Here is a 20,080-nt window from a genome sequence, read left to right on the forward strand (position 1 = left end):
TATATACTCTAGAATTTCATCTCCCCCAGATTGACATACGCTGAAAAACAAGAAGAAACGCCGCTCAGGCGCGGCTCGCTGCGCCACGTTAACCCGGCAGAGGTAATATAAAAAACCAGAGTAGAAGTTACTCTGGTTCTTTTGAAATGATTGTCTGGCTGCATTCTAGCTACAGATCAGAAACCCAGGTAAGTATCAAAAAATTGATCTACGCGCGTCTCATAATCAGCTTTGGCGACATCGAAAGATTGTGCATGGCCCGCTCCACTCACAACCCAGAATTGTTTGGGTTCTCCTGCGGCACTGTAGAGAGCCTTCATGCCATCTAGAGGCGTCTGGACATCACTATCTCCATTAACAAAGAAAATAGCGGTCCGCCCCGTTAACTTATTAACCACATCAATGGGACGCGCCAGTGTAATATCCACTCCATATACCTCTTCGACAAGCTGCCGATCGGCATCACGCACCTGGTCATTTGGCACATCATCAGGTACACGTGTTGCATCTACGGGACAGCTCTCCGCTAATACTGCACTGATATCAGTACTTCGCGCGGCTGCCAATACTGATGCAGTTGCTCCCATCGACAACCCTAACAATCCTATTCTACTATTAATCGTATCAGGATACGAATGAAGAAAAGAAATAGCTGCTAAAATATCGCCAGATTCAACCATCCCTAAAGTCGACATTACACCCTGGCTCTTCCCGTAACTTTGGAAGTCAAACAACAATACCGAGTATCCATGTTTAAATAGGAAGGAAGCTCTATTGATCATGTCTACACGATCACCCGGAGTGCCATGAGCCAGGATAATCACTGGCGCATTGGGAGTAGATACAGCCAACCAGCCAGAAATAAGATCACCACGCTCGTTGTAAAAGGAGACATCAAAGACAGGGATCTCTTGCACATCTTTCGCTGCAGGGATAGGTTTACTCTGACCCGGACGCAATCCATTGGTAAGCTGGAAAAGATCCGATTTAGTTGAGCTACTTAATATAGATGAATTGCCTGTATTGATCGTTTCTGTCTGGAGGGTAGATTCAGGAAGCTGGTCTTTGTTCTGTATTTGCACGCTCTGCTTTAATGCGTTAGCAGCACTATTGGCAGGTGATATGTAAACAGCATGAATACACCAGGCAACAGAAACAACAAACACCATACAAATACTTAAAACAAATGTATGGGTAAATGATGACCTATGCATCTCCTATTCTCCACTTGTCAACTATGAATGGCAAATTTCAAGCAGAATCTTTTGAATGCAGCTGCAACTTGCTGGTATGTAGCCTCAGAAGTTCCACTATTCACAATTACTTCATCGACTATATTTAATTTACCCTCAGTACCAGGCTGAGCTTTAATCCTTGCCTGGGCCTCTTGCAAACTTATGACATTTCTCTGCATAAGACGTTGTAGCTGCTGTTCTTCAGAACACACTACAAGCCATTTGGCCTGACAAAAGTTTGCAGATCCACCTTCAAGCAGTTTTACTGCGTCCAGGATTGCGATACCTTGCGGGCTTACTTTGTCCAATTCTACTTGAATAGCTGTGTGCACCGCAGGATGAACGATTTGTTCCAGTCGCTTCATAGCTTCTGAGTCGTGAAATACGATAGAACCCAGCGCTTTACGGTCAATACTTCCATCCGGCGCTACTACCTGTGGCCCAAAATAATCTGCGACACGTACAGCAATAGGTTGGTCTCGCTCATATAGATGGTGTACTAACAAGTCTGCATCAATATAACGCTCAGCCCCTAATTGTACTAACATCTGCCCTATAGACGTTTTTCCGCAGGCTATATTACCTGTAATCCCTATTACATACGGCATATAGGCTCGTTAACCTTTCTTGGATACATACTATTATGTAATGTAAACGAACCATTCTAAGCAAGAGCATACAAATTTATGCGGATAGCATCTTTCTCTGATATTTCTGTTTACAGAAAAGAACTTACCATCTCATCAATTGTATCAAATGCCACAACACCTTCCTTTCAAAAAAATGACTATACGATTCTGCGCGGTCGAAAAATTTCAGCAATACATGTAATAATTAATTATAAGAGCCACTCTCAGCAATATATTGCTGAATAAAAAAGACAAAAGTCCTCATTTTTTCAATATCTCTTCACTTGATGGTGTATACTTGCGAAGTAGTATTGAAACATGATCGGTAGTGACTAACGACAGAAGGGTGCCAGAACATCTTAATTATCATGCATCCCTTCTACAAACAGATAAAACATGGAAGACTGATATTATATATTTCTATCAAATTATCAGTCAATCCATATAAATTAAAAAATAGCATTTCAATCGTATGAGCAAAGCTGCCTGACGGGCGAATCAGTCTTCTTGAAGCTGATTGATTCGAAGAGCTGAGTCGGTGGCAACGGCGCGAGCCGCAATCAAGCAGCGTTTCCAAATGCTTTTAAGCACATAGCTCTATGCAGCATATATTTTTGAAAAAAGATCCGACTCTTATGCAGCCATATAATATGTGTTATTCGCCAGAGATAACAGTGTTCGCTCAATCTTCTAGTTATAAGATGAAACAACACAGCATCACAATACAATAAGGATTTGCCAGTCTGACAGAACACGATTACAATGAAAGCAGTTATTTGCTTAGCTTACCCTACCATCGCATTGAATGGAGAGAGGCACACAGTCTGGTCATGCGCTTATAGACGATGATCTACGCCTCCATAAGGGGAAATATCTTATCCATTCTAGTTGATAATAGAAGATTAGGGAAAAAATATTTCACTGTATCAAAACTGGAAGGAACAAAATGTATTCTGGAGAGTTGACGAAAACGCCACCACAGAAAGAGCCTCCAAGGCATATAGGATTGATCATAGGCGTGAATCAGTATCAGGATAGCGCATTTCGTCCGCTACAATTTGCCGAAAATGATGCTCGGGCACTTGCTCAGTGGTTGGTCAATAATAAAGGGGCAAATGGTCTCCCCCAGATGTGCAGCTCGTACAGGGTCAACATGCCACAAAGGAACTTATAGAATCTCTGATCACGCAAATCTATCTTCATAAAGCAGAGGAAGGCGATTCAATTCTGCTTTATTTTGCTGGCCACGCTTTTATCGATGAACGCTCAGGCGAAGGATATCTGGCCCTGACAAATTCACGTTATCAGGATCTAAGTACCTGCTTGAGCCTTCATTCTTTTGCTCAGCATGTTTTGACCCACAGTCGAGCCTCACAGGTGCTGTGTATCTTTGATTGTTTCCAGACAGGGCAGATTTGGAATATGCGCCGTACCTCGCCGTATGATTCTAAACCCCTGTTGGGCAATTCAGTGCTCTCTATTTTGCAGTCGCAGCCCAATCGCTTGTTTATGTCCTCTTGTCGAGGAAACGAGCGGGCTCCCGAAGCGGGCGAGCGAGGATTAGGTCCCCTGGCCCATCAAATGATCCTTGGCCTCTGCGGCCAGCAGTTGATCAGGCAACAGGGACCGTAACTCTCACAAAGTTACATGCTTACCTCTTTGGAGTCCTTGGCGAACAACAGCGCCCTCAACTCTTTGGACAACAACAAATCCCTTTTACACTTGTAGGGGCTCTACCAGAGATAGCTCCTGTCCGACAAAGTACTTCAGCCAATTTATCTTCTATTGGAGTTCCACCTGTTACAGGTTCACAGACTAGTAGCTCACTTTTGAAAAGGAATATGCCCTTTGCTACGGTCACGCCAACAGCGACAGTCCCTCCTGTACAGGCGCCAGCGCAATCCACAACAGGTCAGATCATGTCTTCTGATCTGGAGCAACAGCGCGAACAACAGGGCCAACAAATGATAGCCAGGGCACAACAGCTATTTCAGGCGCAAAATTATGGGGAAGCCTTTAATCTGGTTGAACAGGTTTTGCAAGTGATGCCAAATGACCTGCCTGCGTTGATATTAAAAGGGCAGTTGTTGGGTACTGCAGGCCGCTATGCTGAAGCCCAACAGACTATTGAGCATATTCTTCAGCTTGATCCTAATAATGCCATGGGCTGGAGTATGAGGGCAGTGGTTTTTAGTAATCTGGGACAGCATCAACTGGCACTCGAGGCGGTGGAACGATCACTGGAATTGGATGCCCAGAATCCAGAAACCTATGCGATTAAAAATAATATTATGGGTAATCTGGCCGTTGCGCAAACCCAAACAGAGGATCAACCCAAGAGTAAATTAAACACGACGGAAACGCCTATCAATATAGCCCACGGTTTTATGCTGGGCCTTGCACTCAGCATCCTTGGTATCGTGCTGGGGTTGGTTGGAATTGGACTGCTAACCTTCGTGGCGTCGATTCCTTACATCGGACTCTTTATCGCATGCATAGGTATGGCGATCCTTTGTGTGAATGCTGCACATGGCTCTTTTCGCTATGGCTTTGCCTTGCTGCTTGAAACTATCATGGTTTCGGTGGCACTGGTGGCTGTATTGGGTGGGGTTTACAAGTTCGGGCAGGCTTCGCTAATCCATCAGATCAATCTTCATCCAACGCTGTTTATGCCTACGCTGACCCTGGTTGTATGGCTGATTATCGCAGCTATAGTGCCACTTGTTCTGGCACTGGGTGGCTTTGTTGGTGGCTTACCTACACGTTTACGGCGCAAAAAAAGCAGGTAGCATGTGCTACCTGCCGGGTGCTAATAATATCCACTAGCTAGCCATATCTGCCAGCTGTTCCCATTCCTGCAATAATTCATCTACCCGGGCCCGGGCTTGCTCGTAGTCTACAGAAAGTTGTGTTAATTTCTCACCATCCGCCTCAAGGGCTGCCTGTGAAAGCGCGTCTTCCAGGGATTTCACCTGTGCCTCGGCTTTCTCCACATCCTTCTCAACGTCTTCCAGAGTTCTGGCTTTTACTTTGGCCTGCTTCTTGCCTGCTGGCTTGGCTGGAGCAACTTTCGCTGGCGCCGCCCTGGCCGCTGTTTTGTTGTTCGGCGTATTAAGGACTATTTGCTGGTGACGCGTCCGATATTCTGTGTAGTTACCCTGGTAGGGATAGAGTATTTTATCTTCGATGGCCCATATTTTGGTGGCCAGACTATCAATAAAATAGCGGTCGTGAGAGACGAAGAGTAGGGTCCCATCAAACTCTCCCAATACCTCTTCCAGGAACTGGCGTGATTGCAGGTCCAGGTGATTCGTCGGCTCGTCTAGCACCATCAAATTTGAACCCTGCAGGGTTAATTTAGCCAGGGCAACACGACTTCTTTCACCACCACTCAGGGAGCCAATTTGCTTAAACACATCATCGCCAGAAAAGAGGAAACGCCCCAGGAAACTACGAGCACCTTCTTCACTCAGTACGCTGACCTGGCGTATTTCATCTACAATGCTACGCTCCATATTTAAGCCCGAGTGGGTTTGAGAATAATAACCGATACGCACTCCGTGGCCGATATGCACCTGACCATTGAGCGGTGGTAACTCTCCAATTAAAGTTCGGAGCAGAGTGGTCTTACCAGCTCCATTAGGCCCAATTAGACCAACGCGATCACCCCGGAGTAGTTCCAGGTCAGCTACCTGTACCAGTATATTGTCCTGGTTCTCTGATTGCCCGGCAAGCTTTGTGCCATTAGCATAGCCGGCGGCAAGCTTCTGGGTTGAAATGACAACCAGACCACTATCGGTGACGGCTGTAAACTCAAAGTTGAGCTCTGGCATATCCTGTGGACGTTCTACACGCTCCATTCGATCTAGCAGGGTCTGCCGCCCTCGTGCTTCTCGGCTCCGCTGGCCCGCTTTATAGCGCCGAATAAATTCTTCTGTGTGCGCAATGTGCGCCTGCTGTGCCTCATATTCACGGCGCCTCCTCTCCATACGTTCTTCGCGCAAAGAGAGATATTTTGTGTAATTGCCCGGATATTCCTCGATGCGCTCAAAAGCTAGCTCTATAGTGCGCGATACGACCTTATCCAGGAAATAACGATCGTGGGCCACAATTACCATTGCTCCTTTCCAGGAGGACAGGTAAGTTTCGAGCCATTCAAGTGTGGCTAGATCCAGGTGGTTAGTTGGCTCGTCTAGCAAAAGGACTTCAGGTTCTTGCAGAAGAAGCTTTCCTAATGCTGCACGCGTCTGCTGACCACCACTCAACTGCATAACCGGCGATGATTGCTGCTCTCGCGTGAACTCAAGGCCATCCAGCACTTGATCAACCCGATTCTCATAGGTATAACCGCCAGCATGTTCATAACGTACCTGTAACTGATCATAGCGCTGCAACAAGGATTTGTGCTGATCTGTATCAGGCTGCGTCGATGACATTGCTATGGCCAGTTCACTGAGCTCCTGCTCCCATTGTCGTAACTGTGTAAAAACTGAGAGCATCTCTTCACGCAGGCTGTTATCTGGCTGAAAATCCGTTATCTGAGTGAGGTATCCAATGCGTGTATTACGCGCAATTGCGATTGTGCCTTCATCTGGCTCTTCGCGCCCAGCCAGGATGTTGAGCAGTGTGGACTTTCCAGCTCCATTGGGTCCGACGAGGCCAATTCGATCTTGCGGATCAATTTGAAAATTCAGACCAGAAAAAATTCTTTCTGCTCCAAAGGACTTCCCTAAATTTATGATACTGATTACTGGCATATGTCTTCACCCAAATCTCAAAAAGCATGATTTTATCATATACGTTTGGGGTAGCGTACCATATCAGCCCAACTGGTGCAAGAGTTCATATCGTCTATATAGCCAGTTCCCCTATTCGCTTTACAACCTGGATCTCCATAATACGTACAAAATACTTAGCACCATAAATCTAAAAGAAAGAGGTTGTAAGGAATCGTATATAACGCTATGTGTAACTTTCACTTTGAAATTTCTCGTTTGTGGCGTTGTGAAGGGTCAGCAGGATTCAAACACAACTCAGCACACAAGCGCGGCTTCAGCTTAGGAATTACACATGAAGTTATATAATTCAGTCAGCTACTAATAAAAAGTTGGCTGAACTTATGCGATTATGATATACTTAGGAAACAAATCCTTCTGCTAAGAGAAAGGATGCTGAGGTGGCGAAAGAGCAGTCTCTGGATAATTTGTGGTTGGCCCAAATACTATTTGACCTTGGAGGCGTACAATTTGGAAACTTTACAGTGAGTGAATCCGCTGTAAGTTCTCCCGTTTTTGTCAATCCTAAAGTCTTGATTAGTAATCCAACCGCTCTCCGTGTTGCAAGCAAACTGATGCAACAAGAAATTAATTTAGCCCAATCATTACGTCGTCCGCGTGTTCACCCCTTCTCCGTTATTGCGGGGGTTCCGGTTGGTGGACTCTTACTGGCTACAGCCTACTCATTAGAAACGAATATTCCTCTTATCTATGCACGTAGCCGCCCGAAGGGACTGGCAAACGTGGAATAGAAGGACATTTCACTCAAGGTGATACGGCTATCATCATTGACGATTTGATCACTCGTGGTGGAAGTATCCTCGAGACGACATCGCTCCTTGAAGAAAATGGCCTGAAAGTCAAAGATGTGATCGTGCTCATTGACCGCGAACATGGCGCTGCCGAGCGCTTACGCCGTCATGGATATAATTTGATAAGCATCTTAAAACTTGACGTAATGCTTACTCACTATATGTCGAAAGGTCTGATTACAGAAGAAACCTATCGTACATGTGCTGAGTATTTACGTGGTAAGCAGAGTGAACCACATACCGGAACACTCGGTTTATAATCCTCTTTTCAAAAGAGGAGCAGCAGAAAAGATGTCTGCTGCTCCTCTTTTGTGCCTATAAGCCTGCCAGAGACCATTATGGCTGAAATGGTGAAACCGCTTCCCAATTGACAGGCAAACCTTCCATCTGCATGATCCTCAAGGCATTGCGGGTAGGGCTGGGCCCTTCGCGCAGCAGATATTCGAATACCATTTGGTCATCAATGATATTTTCCCGGAAGTGTGCATTCTTAATGATTGGATAGAGTTCAGACAGTTTAACCAGCTCAAGATCATGGGTGGAGATGGCGCCGGTACATTTCTTTTCTACCAGGGCACGAATATAGGCCTCACTACCAATGAGTCGCTCATAGTTATTGGTGCCTTTAAAAATTTCATCGATTAAAAAGAAGACAGGATAATGAGTCCCTTCATTAAGTGCATCCAATAAACCCTTCAGACGCCGAACTTCAGCATAGAAATACGAGTAGCCATCGGCCAGGGAATCAGTGACACGAATACAGGCATAGATTTCAAACAGCGAGGTTCGTAATGAACTTGCGTTAACCACACTGCCAGCATAAGCCAGGCAAAGATTGATACCAATAGTGCGTAAAAAGGTACTTTTGCCGGACATATTAGAGCCGGTAATCAACAGGATTTCACCCTCTTCATCCACCTGGAAATCATTGGCAACCTTGCGCTCTTTCTTGATCATTGGATGTCCCATACCTCTGGCCTGAAAGACGGTGGTATCTCTCCCTTGTTTTCCAGCCACAATCTCGGGAAAGGTATAGTCTGGATTGAGGTAAGCGAAGTTGGCTAGCGAACAGGTAGCTTCCAGTTCATACCAGACATCCAACCAGATCGGAAGATATTGCGCAATCAAGGCCTTGCATTGATCCAATTGATAAGCGGTGATGGCCCCGATCGGGATAAAAGCGTTTAAGATTGTCCAGCCCTCAGGACTACGAGATAATGTGGCCCGGCTAGTAATTCGCTCTAGCTGTTTTAGCAGGACGGAGGGACGATGGTCCCCATGTCCAAAGAAAGGTTCACAAAGATTATATAGTCGTGATTTTTTGGCATAAGGATACTTTTCAAGGTAGCCAAAAATATGCTGCAATTGTCCGAAAGCGATCCTCTGTGTGTGGGTGTCTTCAGCCAGATGCCCTTGCTCTTTTTTGGTCATCAAGTACCAGATAAAGGAAGCAATCAGCGTAACTACGCAAAATAAGGGCGATATGTGTTCGAATAAAAATAGAAGCACCGAGAGATAGAAGAGAACTGCCAGTCCACAAGCTACCAGCAGGGTTGGCAGGGTTTGCCTGGATTCTGCTTGCGCTTCAAGCCAATCTAAAAGACGATCGCCATCAACTGGCCCATCTGTAAAACGGGTGGCAAATAGCGAATACAGTGACAATTTATTGCGAAAACGTGTCAGTGGAATGAGCTCACGCACCAGAACCTGGCGATCGTTAATGATAGCGCTATCTGGCTCTAATTCTAATAACCAATCCCGTAAACGTAGTGTTCCTTCTAGAGAGACCCCGGTATTCAGCAAGCGATGTAACGAGCGCTCACCACTGATATCCAGATCAGTTTCAAAAGGATGATCTACTTCTTGTTCTTCACGCGCTGGTACGGGGGCATGCCATCCCAATCCAGGGCCAGGCGAGCTTTCTGAGCCTGTAATAGCCTTAACCAGACCTGGTAGCGCAGAACGCTTTGATTTACATTGGGCTGAAAACGAGCAAGCAGATAAAAACCAAGGGCGGTTGCCAGTAAGAAGATAAAGCCTAGCAAGTGTACCGTGGCCAGACCGACAATGGTTAGAAAGATGCCGCCGCCAACTACTGCCAGGGTTCTTACCTTGTTATTCTGGTCAAGTAGTTGGGTTCGCGCCAATCGTCGTTTTACACGCTCCAACTGTCGGTCCAAAGCTTCCTGTTGTGAAGACATTGATTCCATATATGTTCCTTTTGAAGGTTGAATTAAAGACACAACGCAAGATACTCAATGAGCAAATTTATTTACCATATACATATATGCTTTTATTGCCATTTTGTTGCATCGTATATCTGCCAACTAGATTTGAGCGCCATTGGAGCTCAAGAAGTTTTCTTGTGTGGTGCAAGAAAATGCACACACAAGAAAATGCACACACAAGAAAATGCACACACAAGAAAAACAAGCTCGGGCGCGCCAGCGCACGTCCGCACAAGCGCGGCACGCTTCCCATGATGATAGCAGGAAGACACATTCTAAAATAAAGAGACGTTGCATCAACAGAAAAGCTGAAATCAGCTAAAGGGCATCCAACAGGCCATGCACGAAGCTGGTGCTAACCGCCAACCAATCAAAAGTCTGGGTCCAGCTAACCCAGTCCTGCTGTTTAGGCCAGCCTGGTTTGTAGCGTGGTACCAGGTCTCTTGGCATCACAATCGCCCATTTACTTCCTTCACCCAGGCTGCCAGGAGTGATGCGCACCGAAATATTAAAAACATTCTCGTTGGGAAGTTGTTGCTTCCAGTCGGGCATCTGTTGCAATAATGGATCATGCCGCCATTGGCTGAAGAGGACGGGGCGCTCTTGACCTTGCGGCGAGCGCTGTAAAGTCAATACCTGACCAACAACTGCACTGCGCTCCCATTCAGGGAAACGTAGCCAGACCGAATAGCGGTACTCATCCAGTCCTGTTGTGGCGATAAAAGCAGGGAGATTTTCAGGTTGACAGCGCTTTTCAGTGTCGCTTTGCCAGATTTTGACCATAGCATCCAGACGTTTCTTTTTGTCTTCCGCGCTTAATTGGGCTAATGGACCTGTATTTGGAGGATAAATTTCGGTTCCCATTGATGATGTATACCTTTCATCATGCCAATATAGCCCATATTTAAGGCTGCCCTTGCAGGGTGAGCCAGGATTTCCACAATGAAGGGCAACTGTGCTTTAACCAGTAGCAAAGATCCTCAGGCAATGCTGCTTTGAAATGGCATGCATCATTCTGAGGATAGCGCCGCAGCGTCAGGCTATAGGCATGTAAAAATTGACGTGCTAAGGGAGGATTGGTCGCGCCAGTATGTTCGAGCGGTGCATACATTTGATCGCCCACGATGGCGCTACCTGCAGTTGAAAGATGAGCTCTAATCTGATGAGTACGTCCGGTAATCGGCCGTACTTCCAGCAGGGCAAATGGCTCTTCCACGCCTATCACTCTCACGGCTGTGCGAGAGGCCTGGCCTTCAGGCCCAACAATACAGCGCCTGCGTTCATCAGGATCGCGTTGTAAAGGACCATCCAGAATAAACTCATCTTTACTGTCGGCGGAATAAAAACAATTACCATCCACAAGCGTTTCTTGACCATCGGCGGCATGCCTGGTAATCGTGAAAGAGGTACGCGGTCGCGCCCACTCATATGCTCCACGCGCAACTACGGCCAGATAACGTTTGTCAATTGTGTGATCATGAAATTGCTTGATCAGGTGGCGCCGTGATCGCTCGGTGCGCGCCAGTGCGACAATACCTGATGTGTCTTTGTCCAGGCGATGCACCAGACATGGTCGTGGCAACAAACCATCTTCTTTCCATAATCGTTCAAGACGCTTCTTGCGCAGCATATCTTGAATAGCCGCTGGAGCACCAGCCCATTCAGGATCATCAGGTAGGTGAGGAGGCTGCCAGTCATCCCCTCCCTGCTTTTCTAAATATGACAGCACAGCATCCCACATAGTCCCATCTGAGTGTTTATATGTGGGATGTATTACGAGACCGGCCGGCTTATTAACGATCAGGAGGTAATGATCTTGATAAATAAGTGAGACGTCAGCAATTTCCATGCCGTGAGTATAGGCTTTTCTCTGTGAGACGTCAATATTATAACCTCGAAAGCTAAAAGTCTCTTTCTTTTTATAGACGAATAAGCGTGCGGCTAGCTGGTAAATGATAGTTATGAGAGACTTTATTCGCATGTATTGTACGAGAAAAACTATTCTCAAATGGCTTGTAGAGCGGTTTTAAGAAAATAAGGGATTGTGCGAATGTGATAGAATGGTAACAACATATTTGCTTGGAAAAGACCCAAACAGGCAGATAAAGAGGGATGGACATGTCACAAATACACTACCATAATCAGCCAGAATTACGTGAACCGGTTGTCGTCGTGGCCTTCGGAGGCTGGAACGACGCTGCGGATTCTGCTACAACAGCTATAAAATTTCTTATTGACCAGTGGTCACCAGAAAAAATTGCCGAAATAGACGCGGAAGACTTTTTTGTTTTTACTGAAACTCGTCCAACTGTTAAATATGTCGATGGCGCCCAGCGTAGTATTACCTGGCCTACCAATCAGTTCTTTGCCCATACTGATCTAGAGCTCAATCGTGACGTGATCCTCTTTCTTGGTACGGAGCCACAACTGAAATGGAAGACGTTTTGTACTGCATTTTTAGATGTGTGTAAAAAATTCCATGCATCTGAAGTGGTCTTTCTGGGCGCTTTGCTCGCCGATGTGCCTCATTCCCTTACGGTTCCCATTACTGGGGCTTCGGCGGATAATGAAGTCATGGAGCGTCTCCATGAGATGGATGTTCAAAATTCACGCTATGAGGGTCCAACTGGTATGATTGGTGTCTTGCATGATGCAAGCCACCATGCACGGATCTCCTCAGCCACGCTCTGGGCTGCAGCGCCTCATTATCTGGCGGCTACTCCCAATGTCAAAGTAACGGCTGCGCTCCTTACCTATCTTAATCAATTCCTCTCCTTCGGACTGGATTTACACGAGATTCAATCGGATGCCGTACGTTTCGAAGAACAGGTCACAGCCCTGGTCGCGAAAGATCCTGAGGCACGCGAGTATGTACGTCGACTGGAGGAACAGATTGCCAATGGGGTTGATCCCGATGACAATGAAGATGAGGAGGATTTGGTGATAAGTCCAGATCGTGCACCCAGTAGCGGCCCCCTACCCAGCGCCGATAGCCTTATACGCGATGTAGAGGAACTACTACGCGAACAACGAGGCAACGGGCAATCTCAACAATCTGACGACGAAGAGGAGAGTGAATGAGTATTTCACCCTATTCATTAGAAGAGGTTCTACAGCCGCGCTCAGTAGCGATACTGGGCGCATCTCGTGCCCACAAAAATGGGGACACGTCGCGGCTAAACAGTTGATCGCCGGAGGATTCGCCGGCGATATCTATTTAATTAATCCATCAGTATCAGAGATACTGGAAAAACCTACCTATCCCAGTCTGCGAGATGTTCCTGGACATGTCGATCTGGCGGTGATTGCCACATCTTTCAATCACGTGGAAAAAGGGGTTGAGGATTGTATCACCCATGGCGTGAAAGGTATCGTCATTATTACTGCTGGCTTCAGCGAGACAGGTCCTGAAGGCCGGGCGTTGGAACAGCAGATCGTTGCCCGTTGCCGTGAACATGGTATCCGCATTATTGGAAGCAACTGCATGGGTCTGTATGTCCATCGCTCAAAGCTCAATGCGCTTGGTATGGTCTTTCCCTTGCCAGTTGGACCGATTGGCCTGGTATCACAGAGTGGGAATCTGGGCATGTACTGGTATGCCCAGGCCCATCTGGATGGACTTGGCTTCAATACCTTTCTTAGCGTCGGTAATGCCGCTGATGTCTCCTTCCCAGAGTGTATGCAGTATTTAGCTACGGACCCCCAAACAACAGTTATAGCTGGCTATGTGGAGGCGATCCAGGAAGAAACGCTGCGACAGGTGACCAGGGAGATGTATGCCAATGGAAATTATAAGCCTACGGTCATCTTCCTGAGTGGCGCGACTGAGGTTGGTGTACGTGCCGCTCTGGCCCATACTGGTACCCAGGCAACTGTCCGGCCTGATAACGATACCAGTTTGCTGGGTAGCGGTGTCATCCGTGTCCTTCGCTCGGATGAGCTGTTTCCTGTGGCACAGGCCCTGGCGGTGCAGCCCCCCACTCCTAAAGGCGGCCGTCGTATTGCCGTTGTGGGGGATGGAGGCGGAAGCTCTGTTGCTACCGGCGACGCAGCGGTCCGCGCAGGCATGGAAATAGAAGTTTTAAGTGCGGAAACACAGGAAAAGCTCCGTGAACTTATGCCTGCCCGTGCAACCCCAACAAACCCTATTGATGTCGCTGGCGCAACTGATGAAGATCCACTGTCATTTGCTACCATCACAGAAGTGTGCCTGCAAGATCCTGAGGTCGATGGGGTAATCATCACCGGACTCTTTGGTGGGTATCGCATGTTACTTTCCGAAGATTTCGGGGCTCGGGAAGAGGCTGCCGCACGCATGCTGGGACAGTTGGTAAAACGATATAAAAAACCTGTGCTGGTCCAGACCGTCTATGCTCGCCATGATATTCCTGCACTCAAGCTTTTGCGTGAGGAAAATATTCCTTACTATGAGTCGGTAGAAATAACGTGTCGCGCGATGGCTGCCCTGACAGAGGTTGGACAGTTCCTGGAGACGGCCCGAGAATATTAGTTCACTAGCATATAAGAAAGGCTTTTCTAGCGAGTGGCTAGAAGAGCCTTTCTATTACTTTTTAATTATTAAAATATCTGCTGGAGGCGCTGGACCTGCTCATACGCTTCTTTTACATTGCGTTCAATCAGCTCCTGGGCGCTAGGAATATCATTGATCAATCCAATCATCTGGCCAGCCCATACAAAGCCTTCATCTAATTTACCCTCTAATGAGGCTCGCGTATTTACCTCTCCACGTATATGTGGTAAGAGCCGTTGTAAACGCTCTTCAGGAGTGGACTGAGTGCGTTCCAGTTCTTGCTCTATTTGCAAAATAGCATCTGGAATTGGTCCCTTAAGTACACGAGCTGGTCGGCCAATGGCCCGTTCGATGACTATGGTATCCGTTTCTTTGGCCTCAACCAGCGCCTGCTGATAAGCGGGATGAGCGTTGCTCTCACGTACCGCCACAAAACGTGTACCCAGCTCAATACCATCTGCACCTAGAGCTAAAGCGGCGGCCAATCCCCGACCATCCGCCAATCCTCCACTGGCCAGCACAGGAATCTGCACCGAGTCCAGTATTCGAGGGACCAGAACCATGGTACCAATATCATCACGCCCTAGATGTCCACCACCCTCAAATCCGACCGCAATTACCGCGTGCGCTCCCAGGCTTTCGGCTTTCTGAGCCGCCCGTACACCCGCTACCAGAACCATGGTGCGTACGTTGACTCCGCTCTGTTGAATGCTCCGTAAGAGCTTTTCAGGATTGCCACCAGTAATACTGATTGCGGCTGGTGCTTCTTCTAATGTGACTTCTAGAAAACCATCCAGCGATACGTGCCCGATAGGAAAATTCACGCCAAAAGGCTTGTCCGTCAGTCTTTTGGCTTTTTGTATATCGGCCCTTAATTCCTCAGGAGTTGCGAAGCAGGCACAGCCGATCTGACCCAGCCCTCCAGCATTGGATACGGCGGCGGCCAGTTCGGCATAGGAGAGATGCGATAGTCCACCCTGGACAATCGGATAACGAATATTCAGCAATTCCGTAAAACGCGTATGCATCTTCGCGGGTAGCGTTGACATAGACCAGGTACCCTCTTTCTCGTTAAAATATGCATGCCTGGGCACATAGCGAACGAATATCCAGGCATGCAATTCAATAAGGAATGTACATATCTAGTCTACATCATAACGTACCGGGCTTTATAGGACAACCGTGACTTTACGCTGCTTGCCTCCACGTAGGAAAGTAATGATCACTTTTTCACCTATGCTATGGCTGCGCACAACCCTTTGTAAGTCTCGGGGCTCGGTCACGGCTTCTCCGTCAGCCGCAATAATAATATCCTGGCGCTTCAACTCGGCTTGTACAGCAGCACTGCCCGGGCGAATCTCCAGGATCTCCATTCCCAGTTGCTGCTTTAAACCCAGGCTGCGGCGTAAACTTTCGTCCAGGGATACGCGCATCCCTCCCACACCCAGAGAAACGCCTGCAGGAACGGCGTTGCGCTTTTGCGTCAAGCGTGCCAGCACCGCCTTCATGGTATCCAGAGGGACAGAGAAGCCAAGCCCTTGCGCCATTGGTAGCATGGCAGTGGTGATGCCTACAACGCGGCCTGCACTATCTACCAGTGGGCCACCAGAATTGCCAGGATTGATCGAGGTATCGGTCTGGATCAAATTGATCATCTTTTTAGAACCCGGTACATCCAGGGTACGACCCAGAGCACTTACCACCCCGGCGGTAACGGTCCAGTTTAGGCCATATGGATTACCGACAGCAATGACTAACTGGCCAACCCGTAGCGGCTGGCGACCTAGCTCTGCAACGGGGAGGTGATCGGCGCCAATACGTAGTACGGCTACGTCTACCTCGGGGTCACTCCCGACCAGACCCGCTGGAAATTTACGTCCATCTGCCAGGGTCACAGAGATACGTTTGGCTTTTTCAACCACGTGCGCATTGGTCAAGATCTGACCATCTGAGGAAAAAATGAAGCCTGATCCTATACCACCACCAGGAGGAGGTGCATAGCGTCCATAACGGGGCGCCATATCACGCTCAATATCAATACGTACAACAGCCGGGCCTACACGCTCAGCAGCAGCGGTTACAGCGTTGGAATAAGCATCCATAGCCAGCGCATCTCGCTCATATGTACTCATAATTCGCTAACTTTCTTGTGGAACCTGGTCAGAGTAATTATGCGTGCGAGGCAACAACCCATCCAGATTGATATCTATTGTATCACAATCTTTGATAGGAGTAGATACTATAAGCTCAATTCTTCGCTGGCGCTTCTCCCTTAAAGCTCAAGCTACCGACAAAACTATGTACTAAAATCAAGCAAATACATATATTGGGTCATTTTCTTGTCAAACATTGGGGTTGCACATAGATACCCTGCTTACAGGATAGAGATCATTACCAGACAACTTGCACGCAACCGGTTTAATTAGCGCTTCCGTTTCCATTCATATCTAGCGCACTGGTGATTGCGGAAATCAATTCCTGAAACGTAAATGGCTTTTCAATAAAGCTTGCCTGAGGCGCAATGCTGAGCGCATTGGCAACTTCAGAAGCAGTTGCGGCGGTGCAAAAAATCAGTGGTAAAGATCGAGTGCGAGGATTGGCACGTAAAAATTGCAACACATCTATGCCTGTCATATCCGGGAGATGCAAATCTAAAATTAGCACATCAACCGGCAATACAGGCAATGTTCGCTTTGTTATAGCATGATACGTTTTAGATGCGTTATTATCTGCCTCTGGCAGTAAATCATCTAAACATTCACGCGGATGCTCATACACAATAACCTGGTGACCTGCATATTGCAACATCGTTGCACAAAGCTTTGCGATACGTGCATTGTCTTCAAGTAGACCTACCTGGGCCATAGAATATTTGTAATCCTTGTCTGATGGCGACTTCGTCAAAATTGTAATGTTTCTATACACTCATGTCAAGAATATCTCTAGTTTTACCCCATCTCGGCTAGCTGACCATTGTCGCGGCAGAAAAGAGCCAACAGATTACCATCATTTTCCCTCGACGCTTCAATGAACTTAGTGTACAATCTAGGCAATACTTTTGATTTCAAAAAACGGAACAATGCATGAGTGATAATGAAATAGTGCGTAAACATCCTATCAGCGTCGTACGCTTTGGGATGGGCAAAGAAATTCAGCTTTACTATGATGAACTTGTCGTCACAGGGATAGAACAAGATCAAGAACTACGGGTACAATTAGAGGCCATTCGGCGCTTGACGCTCGTACCTGGTGAACCAACTCCCTCCAAACTCGTCTTAATGGCGGATATGGATGATGGTGAAACGATCATTCTTGCTGAAGGTATGACGAACGCCAAGGACTTTCGTGAAATGCTTCCCAGAATTACGGAGCTTTGTCCTGATATGGAATTGGACCCTCCGGATATGGGGGAACAATTACGACAGGCACTAAATAATAAGCGGGCCTGGAATATTACATGCTATGTAGCATGCATTATGGTCTGTGTGCTGATTTATGTTCTCTATCTTCTGGTTGCATTTCTTGGCTCTCTTCACCATTAATTCTTTAGAGAAAGAGCCATAGGCACAGGCTATGCCACAATCGATACTCTTTCAGGTACAAGATTTAAAGCTTGATCCACGCGTACACATCTTCCGGCGCCTATTTACTGCTCCCGGCGAGTTCGATGAGTTACAGGTGGACGCTTATATCATCAGAACAGAACGCTTGCTGGCTGTTTGTGATACGCTTCTTTGCCCGGAAGATGCTGCCTTTATGTTACATGATATCCAGGCTCAATATGCCGGACAACCGGTGCTGGTAATCAATAGCCATGCTGACTGGGACCATACATGGGGCAATAGCTTTTTTGTCGAGAATAAGGCTGCGCTCATTATTGCACAATCGTTGTGTGCGCAACGGATGTCTAATCCTACACAACAAGCGTTCTTACAACAATATCAACAACGCTTTCCTATCTTCAAAAATGTCCGCCTCATCCCCCTTCGATAGCGTTTGAACATACGTTATCTCTTGATGGGGGAGACCTGACACTTAAATTACTCTCAACGCCCGGCCATTGCCCCGAACAGAGCGTGCTCTGGGTGCCGGAATTGCAACTCCTGCTCGCTTTTGATGCCGCAGAATGGCCATTTCCCACCATCGAGAATGCTCAGGGTGTTAGCGCAATGTTACATTCTTTGGCTCGCATGCAGGAACTGGGCGCGCAAGTGGTATTGTGCTCGCACGGAAAAACTACCAGCCCTACGATCCTGGATCAAAATCTGTCATATGTACGCACCATAGAGAAGCGCTGGCGCAATTTTCTGGCCACCCATCATGCACCGAATATTGAACAGGCGTGGCTTTCGAGCCTCATTCAGTATCCCTATGATGAGATCGTTAGCCACGCTGCTTCAGACATTGATCATGCTTTTTATCGCGAGGTACATGAAAACAATGTGCGCTACGTACTGCAATGGCTATTGCTCTGATGGAGCCGGGGGCTCAGTCTTTGTCGCTTCGTCTTCTGATACCGGTGTAGACAATGCATTCAGCCGCCGCTTCCGTCTTCCTTGAGCAAAATAATAGAGCAGCGCAAAGAAGCCTATAAAGAGCAGAATTGGAAAGATATTCGAACCATTTCCACTATTGTTACCCGGGTAGAGATAAACATCGTTCACGGCTGCGACCAGTTGTGCGTAATGATCACCTCCCAGGGTAAGACTACTAACGGTGGTACTCCTCGGTAGGCCAGGCGCCACTGCCCGCCAGCTCTGACCCTGATCATCGCTTTGCAGTGCTCCGGCGCCGGTACCTATGTAGAGAGTTTTGCTATCTGTTGCCCGAAAATCTAACACAATGGAAGTGATAGAAACCACCGAGAGGCTGTCTCTACCAGGCGCCCAATGGGCTCCGTTATCCTGGGAGATGAAGAAGCCTTGCGCAGTTCCAGTATAGATCAGGCCTTGTTCGCCTCCGGTCAGGCTAGCAGGCATCACCACATTGGTCGCCACATGAGCCGGTAACCCTTGATTGAGGGATGTCCAGGTTGCCCCTTGATCGGCGGTACGATAGATACCTGCAGAGGTAGCTGCCCAGAGCTGATGCTGGTCAGAGTCATATGTCAGGCCTTTCACAGCTACAGCAGGTGGAAGATTTTTAGAAATACTTGTCCAGCCATTTCCAGCATCGGTGCTCATAAAAATTCCATGTTGGGCGGTTCCCACATAGAAATGGCTGGCTGTCTTCAGGTCGAATGCCAGGGCGGTGTATTTATCAGGCGGTAAGTTTGTATTGGTTACCGCAGTCCATGCTTGCCCACCATTCTTACTCAACCATAAACCACTATCGCTGGCAGCATACAATTGCTGGCCAGTTTTATCGAAACTTAACGCGTTTATAGCTGCCGGATGAGCGATATCAGTCCTGGTGCGAACCCAATGGTCACCACTATCAGAACTTACAAAAATAGCCCCTTGCTCGCTACCAGCAAATATCTTTTGTGGGGTATTAGGATCGGTAGCCAGGGAAAGGAAACGAAAACCACTGATACCGGCAGGTTGCCAGTTTCCACCGCTATTCAGAATACCTGAACCGGTACCGCAGGCGGCCAGAACGAGTAGTAATATAAGGCAAAGTGCACTCAATGGGAGAAAACGCGAAATGCGTAACTTCGTTAACAGGCAATACATAGGATCCTCTTCTGCTGCAAATATCCTTCCCCCACTGGAATGACCAGATCAACGGATGCGAAGTGAACTTGTTCCAGTGAGTCGGTTGAAATGATAGCACATACTCCAAGGTTATGCCATTCATTTAGATATGCACAGACAGCCCGGTTTAAACTAACTTATTGATATACAACCGGGCTGTGGTTAATGGTCAGT

Annotated in this window: 20 protein-coding genes; 9 read left to right on the plus strand and 11 right to left on the minus strand. The window is 47.4% G+C overall.

Annotation, left to right across the window (positions count from 1 at the left end; translation table 11 throughout):
- Nucleotides 1–176: 176 nt before the first annotated feature.
- Together EL645_RS00700 and coaE are read right to left on the minus strand one after the other, a co-directional pair.
- A complete protein-coding gene (locus tag EL645_RS00700; protein WP_126548267.1) occupies nt 177–1,214 on the minus strand; it encodes an alpha/beta hydrolase in 1,038 nt (345 codons plus the stop codon).
- Between the two features lie 17 nt (nt 1,215–1,231).
- Nucleotides 1,232–1,843: a dephospho-CoA kinase gene (gene coaE, locus EL645_RS00705; RefSeq protein ID WP_126548268.1), complete on the minus strand. Its 612-nt coding sequence runs from the start codon at nt 1,841–1,843 to the stop codon at nt 1,232–1,234.
- 1,152 nt (nt 1,844–2,995) lie between these two features.
- Here coaE and EL645_RS00710 point away from each other — a divergent pair.
- Both EL645_RS00710 and EL645_RS00715 read left to right on the plus strand, forming a co-directional pair.
- Nucleotides 2,996–3,496, plus strand: a complete 501-nt coding sequence (locus EL645_RS00710; RefSeq protein WP_126548269.1) for a hypothetical protein — start codon at nt 2,996–2,998, stop codon at nt 3,494–3,496.
- A 209-nt stretch (nt 3,497–3,705) separates the two neighbouring features.
- Nucleotides 3,706–4,653 carry a tetratricopeptide repeat protein gene (locus EL645_RS00715; RefSeq protein WP_126548270.1) on the plus strand — a complete coding sequence of 316 codons (948 nt, stop codon included), beginning with the start codon at nt 3,706–3,708 and terminating at the stop codon, nt 4,651–4,653.
- A gap of 33 nt (nt 4,654–4,686) precedes the next feature.
- Here the strand turns inward: EL645_RS00715 and EL645_RS00720 are convergent, their stop codons facing one another.
- Entirely contained in the window at nt 4,687–6,621 is a 1,935-nt protein-coding gene (locus tag EL645_RS00720) for an ABC-F family ATP-binding cassette domain-containing protein (RefSeq protein ID WP_126548271.1), read from the minus strand.
- Between the two features lie 419 nt (nt 6,622–7,040).
- Between EL645_RS00720 and EL645_RS40435 the strand changes: the two genes are divergently transcribed.
- Together EL645_RS40435 and EL645_RS40440 are read left to right on the plus strand one after the other, a co-directional pair.
- Nucleotides 7,041–7,391, plus strand: coding sequence for a hypothetical protein (locus tag EL645_RS40435; RefSeq protein ID WP_218031649.1), 351 nt, complete (start codon nt 7,041–7,043; stop codon nt 7,389–7,391).
- A gap of 44 nt (nt 7,392–7,435) precedes the next feature.
- Nucleotides 7,436–7,711: a hypothetical protein gene (locus EL645_RS40440; RefSeq protein WP_218031650.1), complete on the plus strand. Its 276-nt coding sequence runs from the start codon at nt 7,436–7,438 to the stop codon at nt 7,709–7,711.
- Between the two features lie 76 nt (nt 7,712–7,787).
- On the opposite strand, the gene EL645_RS00730 is transcribed toward EL645_RS40440, so the two are convergent.
- The 4 genes from EL645_RS00730 to EL645_RS00745 form a co-directional block, all read right to left on the minus strand.
- Nucleotides 7,788–9,353, minus strand: coding sequence for a MutS family DNA mismatch repair protein (locus EL645_RS00730; RefSeq protein WP_126548272.1), 1,566 nt, complete (start codon nt 9,351–9,353; stop codon nt 7,788–7,790).
- Complete coding sequence (locus EL645_RS00735) at nt 9,308–9,661, minus strand: hypothetical protein (protein ID WP_126548273.1); 354 nt, start codon at nt 9,659–9,661, stop codon at nt 9,308–9,310. Before EL645_RS00735 ends, EL645_RS00730 begins: the two co-directional genes overlap by 46 nt.
- Before the next feature lie 336 nt (nt 9,662–9,997).
- The gene (locus EL645_RS00740) at nt 9,998–10,543 is read right to left on the minus strand and encodes a hypothetical protein (protein WP_126548274.1); all 546 of its coding nucleotides are present in this window, start codon (nt 10,541–10,543) and stop codon (nt 9,998–10,000) included.
- A 40-nt stretch (nt 10,544–10,583) separates the two neighbouring features.
- A complete protein-coding gene (locus EL645_RS00745; protein ID WP_161977000.1) occupies nt 10,584–11,528 on the minus strand; it encodes an RluA family pseudouridine synthase in 945 nt (314 codons plus the stop codon).
- 269 nt (nt 11,529–11,797) lie between these two features.
- On the opposite strand from EL645_RS00745, the gene EL645_RS00750 reads away from it, so the two are divergent.
- Both EL645_RS00750 and EL645_RS00755 read left to right on the plus strand, forming a co-directional pair.
- Entirely contained in the window at nt 11,798–12,760 is a 963-nt protein-coding gene (locus tag EL645_RS00750; RefSeq protein WP_161977001.1) for a PAC2 family protein, read from the plus strand.
- Nucleotides 12,753–14,189: an acetate--CoA ligase family protein gene (locus tag EL645_RS00755; protein ID WP_126548277.1), complete on the plus strand. Its 1,437-nt coding sequence runs from the start codon at nt 12,753–12,755 to the stop codon at nt 14,187–14,189. Before EL645_RS00750 ends, EL645_RS00755 begins: the two co-directional genes overlap by 8 nt.
- Nucleotides 14,190–14,257: 68 nt before the next feature.
- On the opposite strand, the gene EL645_RS00760 is transcribed toward EL645_RS00755, so the two are convergent.
- From EL645_RS00760 to EL645_RS00770, 3 genes are all read right to left on the minus strand, one after another.
- Nucleotides 14,258–15,259 (minus strand): NAD(P)H-dependent flavin oxidoreductase, encoded by a 1,002-nt coding sequence (locus tag EL645_RS00760; RefSeq protein ID WP_218031651.1) that lies wholly within the window; start codon nt 15,257–15,259, stop codon nt 14,258–14,260.
- A gap of 120 nt (nt 15,260–15,379) precedes the next feature.
- Nucleotides 15,380–16,342, minus strand: a complete 963-nt coding sequence (locus tag EL645_RS00765) for a S1C family serine protease (protein ID WP_126548278.1) — start codon at nt 16,340–16,342, stop codon at nt 15,380–15,382.
- Between the two features lie 286 nt (nt 16,343–16,628).
- Entirely contained in the window at nt 16,629–17,075 is a 447-nt protein-coding gene (locus EL645_RS00770) for a response regulator (RefSeq protein WP_126548279.1), read from the minus strand.
- 218 nt (nt 17,076–17,293) lie between these two features.
- Between EL645_RS00770 and EL645_RS00775 the strand changes: the two genes are divergently transcribed.
- The 3 genes from EL645_RS00775 to EL645_RS00785 all read left to right on the plus strand — a co-directional run bounded on the left by EL645_RS00775 (nt 17,294) and on the right by EL645_RS00785 (nt 18,685).
- Entirely contained in the window at nt 17,294–17,752 is a 459-nt protein-coding gene (locus tag EL645_RS00775; protein ID WP_126548280.1) for a hypothetical protein, read from the plus strand.
- 31 nt (nt 17,753–17,783) lie between these two features.
- Nucleotides 17,784–18,203: an MBL fold metallo-hydrolase gene (locus EL645_RS00780; protein ID WP_126548281.1), complete on the plus strand. Its 420-nt coding sequence runs from the start codon at nt 17,784–17,786 to the stop codon at nt 18,201–18,203.
- 92 nt (nt 18,204–18,295) lie between these two features.
- Nucleotides 18,296–18,685, plus strand: coding sequence for an MBL fold metallo-hydrolase (locus EL645_RS00785; protein WP_126548282.1), 390 nt, complete (start codon nt 18,296–18,298; stop codon nt 18,683–18,685).
- On the opposite strand, the gene EL645_RS00790 is transcribed toward EL645_RS00785, so the two are convergent.
- Nucleotides 18,674–19,885 (minus strand): WD40/YVTN/BNR-like repeat-containing protein, encoded by a 1,212-nt coding sequence (locus tag EL645_RS00790; RefSeq protein WP_126548283.1) that lies wholly within the window; start codon nt 19,883–19,885, stop codon nt 18,674–18,676. The two genes, EL645_RS00785 and EL645_RS00790, sit on opposite strands and share 12 nt — an antisense overlap.
- Nucleotides 19,886–20,080 lie beyond the last annotated feature (195 nt).

Origin of the sequence: Dictyobacter kobayashii (assembly GCF_003967555.1) — a bacterium.
In the GTDB taxonomy this organism is placed as follows: domain Bacteria; phylum Chloroflexota; class Ktedonobacteria; order Ktedonobacterales; family Ktedonobacteraceae; genus Dictyobacter; species Dictyobacter kobayashii.